At 64.9% G+C, this 8,360-nt stretch carries 8 protein-coding genes; 5 read left to right on the forward strand and 3 right to left on the reverse strand.

Annotation, left to right across the window (positions count from 1 at the left end; translation table 11 throughout):
* Positions 1-83: 83 nt before the first annotated feature.
* Both Q319_RS0113730 and Q319_RS0113735 read right to left on the reverse strand, forming a co-directional pair.
* Positions 84-542 carry a DIP1984 family protein gene (locus Q319_RS0113730; protein WP_029483057.1) on the reverse strand — a complete coding sequence of 153 codons (459 nt, stop codon included), beginning with the start codon at positions 540-542 and terminating at the stop codon, positions 84-86.
* Positions 543-572: 30 nt separating this feature from the next.
* On the reverse strand, positions 573-1,022 hold the full coding sequence (locus Q319_RS0113735) for a TlpA family protein disulfide reductase (protein ID WP_029483058.1): 450 nt from the start codon (positions 1,020-1,022) through the stop codon (positions 573-575).
* Positions 1,023-1,156: 134 nt separating this feature from the next.
* On the opposite strand from Q319_RS0113735, the gene Q319_RS0113740 reads away from it, so the two are divergent.
* The 3 genes from Q319_RS0113740 to Q319_RS0113750 all read left to right on the forward strand — a co-directional run bounded on the left by Q319_RS0113740 (position 1,157) and on the right by Q319_RS0113750 (position 5,472).
* Positions 1,157-3,457: an endonuclease MutS2 gene (locus Q319_RS0113740; protein WP_029483059.1), complete on the forward strand. Its 2,301-nt coding sequence runs from the start codon at positions 1,157-1,159 to the stop codon at positions 3,455-3,457.
* 174 nt (positions 3,458-3,631) lie between these two features.
* Positions 3,632-4,774 carry an MFS transporter gene (locus Q319_RS0113745; RefSeq protein ID WP_029483060.1) on the forward strand — a complete coding sequence of 381 codons (1,143 nt, stop codon included), beginning with the start codon at positions 3,632-3,634 and terminating at the stop codon, positions 4,772-4,774.
* 209 nt (positions 4,775-4,983) lie between these two features.
* Positions 4,984-5,472: a GreA/GreB family elongation factor gene (locus tag Q319_RS0113750; protein WP_029483061.1), complete on the forward strand. Its 489-nt coding sequence runs from the start codon at positions 4,984-4,986 to the stop codon at positions 5,470-5,472.
* 59 nt (positions 5,473-5,531) lie between these two features.
* Here the strand turns inward: Q319_RS0113750 and Q319_RS24570 are convergent, their stop codons facing one another.
* Positions 5,532-6,278, reverse strand: coding sequence for an MBL fold metallo-hydrolase (locus Q319_RS24570; RefSeq protein ID WP_034415119.1), 747 nt, complete (start codon positions 6,276-6,278; stop codon positions 5,532-5,534).
* A gap of 89 nt (positions 6,279-6,367) precedes the next feature.
* Between Q319_RS24570 and lysS the strand changes: the two genes are divergently transcribed.
* Both lysS and Q319_RS0113765 read left to right on the forward strand, forming a co-directional pair.
* The gene (gene lysS, locus Q319_RS0113760; protein ID WP_029483063.1) at positions 6,368-7,927 is read left to right on the forward strand and encodes a lysine--tRNA ligase; all 1,560 of its coding nucleotides are present in this window, start codon (positions 6,368-6,370) and stop codon (positions 7,925-7,927) included.
* Positions 7,928-8,078: 151 nt separating this feature from the next.
* Positions 8,079-8,282 carry a hypothetical protein gene (locus Q319_RS0113765; RefSeq protein WP_156039338.1) on the forward strand — a complete coding sequence of 68 codons (204 nt, stop codon included), beginning with the start codon at positions 8,079-8,081 and terminating at the stop codon, positions 8,280-8,282.
* Positions 8,283-8,360 lie beyond the last annotated feature (78 nt).

Raw genomic sequence — 8,360 nt, forward strand, 5'->3', positions numbered from 1 at the left:
CGCGAGGAGCGAGTTGTGCAGCCTTATCCCCGCTGCGAGGTAGGTTTCCGCCCGCACTGGCGCGCACCCGCAACCATCTTCACCTACGCCGGCAGTTCGGTCAACCAGTTGAGCTGCTGAATCTGGGTTTCCAGTTCCCGCCGCGCCTTTGCCAGTGCGTCCACCTGTTTTTGCAGGTCACGGGCGGGCATGACGGACTGGATGCGAACCTCGCTGTTGCTGTAGCGGGTCTGGCGTTCGGAGGCGGTGGCGGCGGCGCGGCGCAGCACTTGCAGGCGCAGGTCCAGCATGTCGCGTCGGGTCAGGGCGGCGGTCAGGCTCATTCCGTCTGGCAGCGTGGCGCTCAGGTTGGCGCTGTGGATGCGGGGGATCAGCAGTTCCAACGCCTCCGTGACTTCCATGAATTCTTTCAACAGTTGTTGCGGGTCCTCGCTGGGTTTTTCCCGCTCCTGCACCAGCATGTTCCTGACGATGCGTTCCTCAAGTTGTGCGGCACGTTTTTGCAGGTCGGCGCGGTCAATCAGAGCTTCGGCCAGTTTCATGCATCCATAGTAGGGTCTTATTGTTCGGCGTCACGTCAGTCCCAGTCTCACCCGTATCGCCTCTTCCTCCGAGCTGCCGCCCACCATCACGCGCTCTACTTCGCCTGCCGGATTGGTCAGGACAAGTGTCGGAAACACGCGCACGCGGTAGGCCCGCCCGATCCTGCCGCCTGTATCCAGCAGCAGTTGTTCGCCGTAACCGTGTTCGGGCAATTCGCCGCGCCGGGCGTCAATGACCCGCAAATCCAGCCCGGAGGCCGAGGCCAGCCGCCCGATGAACATATCCAGTTTGTCGCAGCCCACGCAGCCCTCGGATTTGAAGTACAACAGCGTGCGGCGGGTCAGCTTCAGCGCGTGCGGGGGCTGTACATTTGCGCCCGGCTTGACGGTGGAAGCGGAAAAGAGACGTTCAAGGAGAGAACCGACAAAGGGTGGAACCTTGAGCTTGATCTGCCTGGGGGTCTTCGCGGGCTGGGACATGCAATCTCCTTTGCGGTGATGGGCTGCTGCCCTTTACGTGAACGTTCCTGCAATGGTTCCCCGACGCTTCACCCCTGCCTAAGCCACAAGGCGCACGATTTCTTGCCCCCGGCGTTGTTATGCTCAGCCTTGAAATGCCGTTTGATGCCCGCGCCCTGACCGCCCTGGATTTTCCCCGTATTCGTGACGCCCTCGCCGAACGCAGCAGCACCTCGCTGGGCGCAGAGCGGGCGCGCAGTCTCTCGCCCTCCAATGATCCGGGCCGCATTGCCCGCGAGCTGGACGAGGTGGAGGATGCCCTGTTCGGCGTCAGCCTGAGTCTGGGCGGCATTCAGGACATCCGCGAGTTGCACGCCCGCACCCAGGAAGGCCGGGTGCTGAGCGGCCAGGAACTGCTGACCTCGGCCTACTCCCTGGACGGCGCGATGACCGTCAAGCGAGCCATCAACGCCAATTCACGCGGCCCCCTGCGCGAGGTGGCCCTCGGCCTGGGCGAACACTCGGAGCTGATCCGGCGCGTGCTGGGCGCACTGGACCGCGAAGGCGGCGTGCGCGACGACGCCAGCCACCGCCTGCGCGATCTCCGCAAGCGCATTGAGCCGCTGCGTGGGCGCATCCGCGAGAAACTGGCCGCCACACTGGAAAAATGGGCTGACATCCTTCAGGAAAACATCGTCACCATTCGCCGAGACCGCTACGTGCTTCCGGTGCAGGCCAGCCGCGTGGGGCAGGTGCAGGGCATCATCGTGGACGCCTCCGCGACGGGGCAGACGTATTTTGTGGAACCGGCAGCCGTCACTCAGCTCAACAACGAGCTGACCCGCCTGATTCTGGATGAGGAAGCCGAGGTCCGTCGCATCCTGATTGAACTGTCCGGCCTGTTCGCCGCCGACGCCGACGTGCCGATGACCCTGACCACCATCGGCGAACTGGACCTGATCGCCTCCCGCGCCCGATTGGCCCGTGACTGGCGACTCAACCGTCCCGAAGCCGTCACAGACGGTACCTATGACCTGCGCGAGGCACGGCATCCCCTCATCGACAACCCCGTTCCCAACAACATTCAACTCGGCGACACCAAAGTCCTTCTCATCACCGGCCCCAACATGGGGGGCAAGACGGCGACCCTCAAAACGCTGGGGCTGGCCGTCCTGATGCATCAATGTGGGCTGTACGTGGCCGCCGCCAGCGCCAAGCTGCCCATTGTCAGTGACGTGCTGGTGGACATCGGTGACGAGCAGAGCATTGAGGCCAGCCTGAGTACCTTCGCCAGCCACCTCAAGCACCTGCGCTACGTGCTGCGCTTCGCGTCGCCGGACACGCTGGTCCTCGTGGATGAGCTGGGCAGCGGCACCGATCCCAACGAGGGCGCGGCCCTGTCGCAGAGCATTATTGAAACGTTGCTGGCGCAGGACGCACGCGGCATCGTGACCTCTCACCTGTCGCCGCTGAAGCTGTTTGCGCTGGAAACCCCGGGCCTCAAGAACGCCAGCATGGGCTTTGATCTGGAGACGCTGGCCCCCACCTACGCCCTGCAAGTCGGGCAGCCGGGCCGCAGTTACGCGCTGGCGATTGCCCAGCGCATGGGCCTGCCGGAAGACGTGCTGGAGCGGGCTACCACGTTGCTGGGCGAGGACGCCGGGATCATGGAGCGCATGCTGGAAGGGCTGGAGCGTGAGCGTGCCGAGCTTGTTTCTCAACTGGACAGCACCGCCAGCGCCCGCCGCGAGGCCGAGGCCGAACTGGGCCGCGTGCGCCAGGAGCGTGAATCTCTGGATATGCGCCGCAATGAAATGCTGGCGGAAGCCTCGCAGAAGGCCGAATCCCTGTATGCCGACGCCGTCGAGCGCGTCCGCACCCTCCGCGCCCGTGCCCAGGAGGACAGCGCACGCCCCCGAGTGATGCAGGAACTGCGCGAACTGCGTGTGGCTGCCCAGAAATCCCGTCCGGCCCCCGTCGTGCGCGAGGAACGCGGCGATCCGATCCGGGTTGGCAATGTGGTGGACGTGCCTGCATACAACGCGGGCGGGCAGGTGCTGGAGCTGCGCGGCGACGATCTGGTGGTGCAACTGGGCGTCATGAAGGTGGGCGTCAAACGCCGTGACGTGCGCCTGCGACCCGAGGTCAAGACCAAGGCCCCCAAGAGCCGGGGCCTGCGCTCGGGCTTTGCGGGCACCACGCCCAGCAACTTCGCCTCCGAACTGCAACTGCGCGGGCTGGGCGTGGAGGAAGCCGTCGAAGAGTTGCGAACGGCGATTCTGGAAGCCTCTGCCCTCAAGGAAACGCCGCTGCGGGTGGTCCACGGCAAGGGTCAGGGCGTGCTGCGCCGCCTGCTGCGCGAGTACCTCAAGAACGACAAGAAGGTGGAGTCCTACCACGACGCCGAACCCAACCAGGGTGGGCACGGCGTGACAGTGGTGAACGTCAAGGTCTGAATGGGGGAGGCTGGTTTTCCCCTTCTCCATCTGTGCGGAATAGGTCCAGCCCTCTGCGGAGGAATGCCGCCAGGAGGGTGGGGAAGAGGAGGTCACCGGGCGCGTCGAAAACCCATACACACTGCCCTCTCCGGCGTGCTACCTTCTGCGCCGTGATGGCCCCGTGACCCTTTCATGACCGCGCAGAGTTCCCCTGTTCCGCCCCCGCTGACCATGACCCTGCTGGCGGCAGGCACGGCGGCGTTTTTCACGCTGGGCGTTCTTCAGGCCATGTATGGACCGGCCTTCACGCTGTTTCAGGACCGCTTCGGCATCTCGACGGCAGGCGTGGGCATTATCGCCAGCGCGCATTTCGTGGGGTCCGCGCTGGCCCCGCCGCTGGTGGGCATCCTGCTGATCCGCCTCAGCCTGCGCCGGGTGGTGGTGGCTGCCCTGCTGACGCTGGCGCTGGGCGTCACGCTGGTGGCGCTGGCCCCCACCTGGCCGCTGGCGATTGCCGGGGCGCTGCTGGGCGGCTTTGGCCTGGGCGGCGTCAGTGGGGGTCTGAACGCGGCCTACGCCAGCATCGGCACGCGGGCGGTCAATCTGGTCAACGCGGTGTTCGGGCTGGGCAGCATCCTGTCGCCGCTGCTGGTGGCCGGGGCGGGGGGCAACCTTGCCGTCCCCTTTCTGATCGTGGCCGCGCTGTGCGGCCTGACCCTGTTGAGCGCGCGGGTCTGGGGTTTTCCGGCCATGCGCGAGCAGCCCCTGCCCGATGCGCCGGGCCGGGCTGGGGTGCAGGTGGCCTTTTTTCTGGTGCTGCTGGCATGTTACGTGGGCCTGGAGGTGGGCTTCGGTGCGTGGGCGGGCCGTCACCTGCAAAGCCTGGGCTACGCGTCGTTTGCCGTGATCGTGGCCGGGTACTGGGGCGGCATGACCGTGGCCCGCATTCTGACCGGCATCTTCGGTGCGCGGGTGCGCCCGGAGCGGCTGGTGTTGGCCTGTGCGGTTCTCACGGTGCTGTGTGGGCTGGCCGCCACGCAGGCTGCACTGGCCCCCGCCGCCTACGTCCTGGCCGGGCTGGCGCTGGGGCCAGTGTTCGGCACCACGCTGGTGTGGACCACCCGCAGCCTGCCCGCCCGCCTGGTGCCGTTTCTGCTGACCTCCGGCAGCGTGGGCGGCATCGTGGCCCCCTTCCTGCTGGGCGTGCTGGCGGCGCGTTCTGGCCCTGACGTGATCCCGCTGGCCCTCGCGGCGCTGGCCGCCACGCTGGTGGTGGTGGTCTGGGGCACCTTGCGTGTCACGCGTCCGGCAGCGGCTCCCGTTTCCGCTGCATAATGTTCCTGATCTTCCAGAAAATTCATCTCGATTGCCACAGGTCAGGGCATATGGCACAATGCGCGCTACTTCCCACAGGTAGAACCCACCCCTAGACAGAACACCTGCCCCGCCGGTCCAGGCCAGCGGCGTAACGGAGGCTTCACAATGATCCAGGCATCCAAGACCCAGGCAACAGAAACCCAGGCAAGCAAGACCCAGGCAACCAAATGACTCAGGCAACCAAGACCGTCAGACTGACCCGCGAAGGCTATGAACGGCTGCAACGCGCCCTGGATCAGGAGCAGGCCCGCCTGGCCGAGGCCACCCGCATCCTGCAAGAGCAGATGGAAACCAGCGCCGACAGCGAGGACACTGGCCTGGAAGACGCCAAGCGCGAGAAGATGAACATCGAGGCGCGCATCGACGAGCTGGAAGACACGCTGAGTCAGGCCACCGTCATTGAGGACCACGAGAACGCTGGGCGTGTGGAACTGGGGGCCATCGTGGTCCTGAACAACGAGACCAGCAAGAAGGAAACCAAGGTGATGGTGGTCAGCGCCCCAGAGGCCGCCGTGACCGGGGGCAGCCTGCCCCGCGTCAGCGAGGACAGCCCGGTGGGCAAGGAACTGATGGGCCGCAAGAAGGGCGAGGCGTTCGTGGTCAATCTGGACAACGGCAAGCAGATGAAATACAAGGTCAAGAGCATCGAGTACTGAGGGCAAGGCCAGAGGGCAGATGGCGCACGATTAAGCCATCTGCCCTCTGTCATTCATCGTCAGCTCTCCGCCATCCCCGCCGCCACCCGATCCAGTTGCCCATTTGCATCCTCGCCTACGACGCCGCCGTGGTAGGTCAAGACGGTCTGCACGTCCAGTGCGGCCATGCTGCCCACCGACTGGCCTGCCGCAGCCATGTCCGGCGTCACCTGCGCTCTGGGCGGGTGAAGCTGTCCGCCGTCTGAAACCAGCGCGTCCCCGGTGATCAGCGTTTTCGTGCGTTCCAGATACAGGCTCAGGTGGCCGGGGGTGTGGCCCGGCGTCATGACCACGCGCACGCCCCCGGCCAGCGGCAGCACCTCGCCCCCTTGCAAGGCGCGGTCAACCTTGACAGCCACGCGCGGCAGGCTCAGGCGGGCGCGCATCTGAGGCGGCGTTTCGGGATCGGCCAGCATTTCCGCGACTGTCTCCTGCGGCGGCATTTTCTGGGGCCATTCCTCGCCCTGAATAAAGGGGGTCTCGCGTGCCGAGGCCCAGACCTGCGCGCCGCTGGCCTTGACGACGGCTTCCAGGCTGCCGATGTGGTCCAGATCGTGGTGGGTGATGATGATCTGTCTGATGTCCTTGAGCGTTACCCCGACCTCAGCCAGCGCCGTCTCAATCGCGCCCTCCATGCCGGGCATCCCGGTGTCTACCAGGGTATGCCCGGCCTGAGAATCCAGAATGACGGCGGCGTTCAGAATGCTGGGGCCAGTGCCGAAGTCGGCGGTCAGTTCCAGAATGAGCAGGTCATCGTTTAATTTCATGGGCGGAGTATTGGCCCACGTCTGGGACTGGAGATGAATGCGGGACCACAAACTCTGTTCCATCTACAGCGCCGTTTATACTCGCCCGTATGTCTGATGTTCCCGCCTCACCCGCCCCGCAAGGCCCGCCCCGCCCCGACAACCTGCACGAGCAGACTGTCAGCCGCCTGAACAATCTGGATGCCCAGGTGGCGGCGGGCTTCGAGGCGTCGCCGTACTCGTACCCGCGCACCCACAGCACCCGCGACGTGCTGGCCGCGCATCCCGCCCCCGCCGATATGGAAGGCAAGCTGGAAGCCGGGCAGGAATGGCCCGAGGAAACCTACGCGCTGGCCGGGCGCGTCACGCTGCTGCGGCACATGGGCAAGGCGGCGTTTGCTGACCTGACCGACGAACACGGCAGCCTGCAACTGCACCTGTCGAAGCAGGAAACCGAGAATTTTGACCCCACCAAGAAGATCGATCTGGGCGACATCATCGGCGTGCGCGGCGTGCCCTTCGTGACCCGTACCGGACAACTGACCCTGCGCGTGACCTCCTGGCAGCCGCTGGTCAAGAGCCTGCACCCGTTGCCCAGCAAGTTTCACGGCCTTCAGGACGAGGAACTGCGCGCCCGCCGCCGCTACCTGGACCTGATGATCAACCCGGAGCGCCGCGCGGCCTTCCGCACCCGCTCGCGCGCCATCCGCTACATCCGCAACTTTCTGGACACGCGCGAATTCATGGAGGTGGAAGGACCGACGCTGCAAGTCGTGGCGGGCGGCACCGAGGCCAAGCCCTTCAAGACGCACCACAATGCGCTGTCGCACGATTTCAGTCTGCGGATTAGCCTGGAGCTGTACCTCAAGCGGCTGCTGGTGGGCGGCTTCGAGCGCGTCTACGAGATTGGCCGCAACTACCGCAACGAGGGCATCGACCGCACACACAACCCCGAATTCACCATGCTTGAGGCGTATTTCGCTTACGGCGACTATCAGGACATGATGCGGCTGGTAGAGGAGATGGTCTCCGGGCTGGTGCAGGAAGTCACGGGTTCCGACAAGTTGACCTATCAGGGCAAGGAAATCAGCTTCGCGCTGCCCTTCAAGCGGCTGGATTTCGTGACCGCGTTGAAGGAAGCGGCGGCTATGGACTTTGAGCCGACGGACCTCGCCAAACTGCGCGAGTGGACGGATGCCAAACACCCCGAACTCCGCAAGGTTCCCGATTACAAGCTGCTGGACAAGCTGTTCGGCGAGTACGTGGAAGACACGCTGATCCAGCCCACCTTCGTGACCGACGTGCCGCTGGCGATCAGTCCGCTGGTCAAGGCGCACCGCAGCCGCCCTGATCTGGCCGAACGCGCCGATCTGTTCGTGGCCGGATTTGAGCTGGCCCCCATCTATTCCGAGCTGAATGACGCCCTGGAACAGCGCGCCCGCTTTGAGGCCCAGAGTGCCCGCCGTGACGCCGGGGACGACGAGGCCCACGAGCAGGACGAGGACTTTCTGCTGGCGTTGGAATACGGGATGCCGCCCGCCGCAGGCATGGGCATGGGCATGGACCGGCTGGCCATGCTGCTGACCGATTCCGACAGCATCCGTGACGTGCTGCTGTTCCCGCTGCTGCGTCCCGAAGGGCAGCCGGGTGAGGCCGAGGCAGAAGCTTAAATCCTGTTGACTGGGGCCAGTCCGGGTGTGTACCTGGGCTGGCCTTTCTCATGCACTGAACTTTCCTTCCTTCTCCAGTTCGGTGCCTGAATTTCTCTCACGGCGGTGAAGAAGAAGCCGGGTGCATCCCGCTGAAATGGGATGATGGTGCATGGCAACAGAACGGGAAATGCTGAGTCAGGTCATGGAACGTCATCTGGATCAGCTTTTAGAAGAGTCTGAGGGGCAGCTCAGCGTTGCTGAGCTGGAACAGACCCTACTCCGCCAGCAGAGTCCACTCATGCGAGAACTGTTTCAGACCCTCATTGACCTGCGCCAGAAGCAGGATTTTTCCCCCTCAGAGCAAACCGACTGACCCGGAGTGGCGCAAGGATGGACGCACGACGCTGCTGATTCACGGCTGTTGGGGAGCCGTGAATGTTCCCGCCCAGAC

The organism is Deinococcus marmoris DSM 12784 (assembly GCF_000701405.1).
Classification (GTDB): Bacteria; Deinococcota; Deinococci; order Deinococcales; family Deinococcaceae; genus Deinococcus; species Deinococcus marmoris.

What these genes read in the sequence shown, in the direction of transcription:
- Q319_RS0113730 (WP_029483057.1), bottom strand. Translation starts at nt 542, where the DNA reads ATGAAACTGGCCGAAGCTCTGATTGACCGCGCCGACCTGCAAAAACGT.
- Q319_RS0113735 (WP_029483058.1), bottom strand. Translation starts at nt 1,022, where the DNA reads ATGTCCCAGCCCGCGAAGACCCCCAGGCAGATCAAGCTCAAGGTTCCA.
- Q319_RS0113740 (WP_029483059.1), top strand. Translation starts at nt 1,157, where the DNA reads ATGCCGTTTGATGCCCGCGCCCTGACCGCCCTGGATTTTCCCCGTATT.
- Q319_RS0113745 (WP_029483060.1), top strand. Translation starts at nt 3,632, where the DNA reads ATGACCGCGCAGAGTTCCCCTGTTCCGCCCCCGCTGACCATGACCCTG.
- Q319_RS0113750 (WP_029483061.1), top strand. Translation starts at nt 4,984, where the DNA reads ATGACTCAGGCAACCAAGACCGTCAGACTGACCCGCGAAGGCTATGAA.
- Q319_RS24570 (WP_034415119.1), bottom strand. Translation starts at nt 6,278, where the DNA reads ATGAAATTAAACGATGACCTGCTCATTCTGGAACTGACCGCCGACTTC.
- lysS (WP_029483063.1), top strand. Translation starts at nt 6,368, where the DNA reads ATGTCTGATGTTCCCGCCTCACCCGCCCCGCAAGGCCCGCCCCGCCCC.
- Q319_RS0113765 (WP_156039338.1), top strand. Translation starts at nt 8,079, where the DNA reads ATGGCAACAGAACGGGAAATGCTGAGTCAGGTCATGGAACGTCATCTG.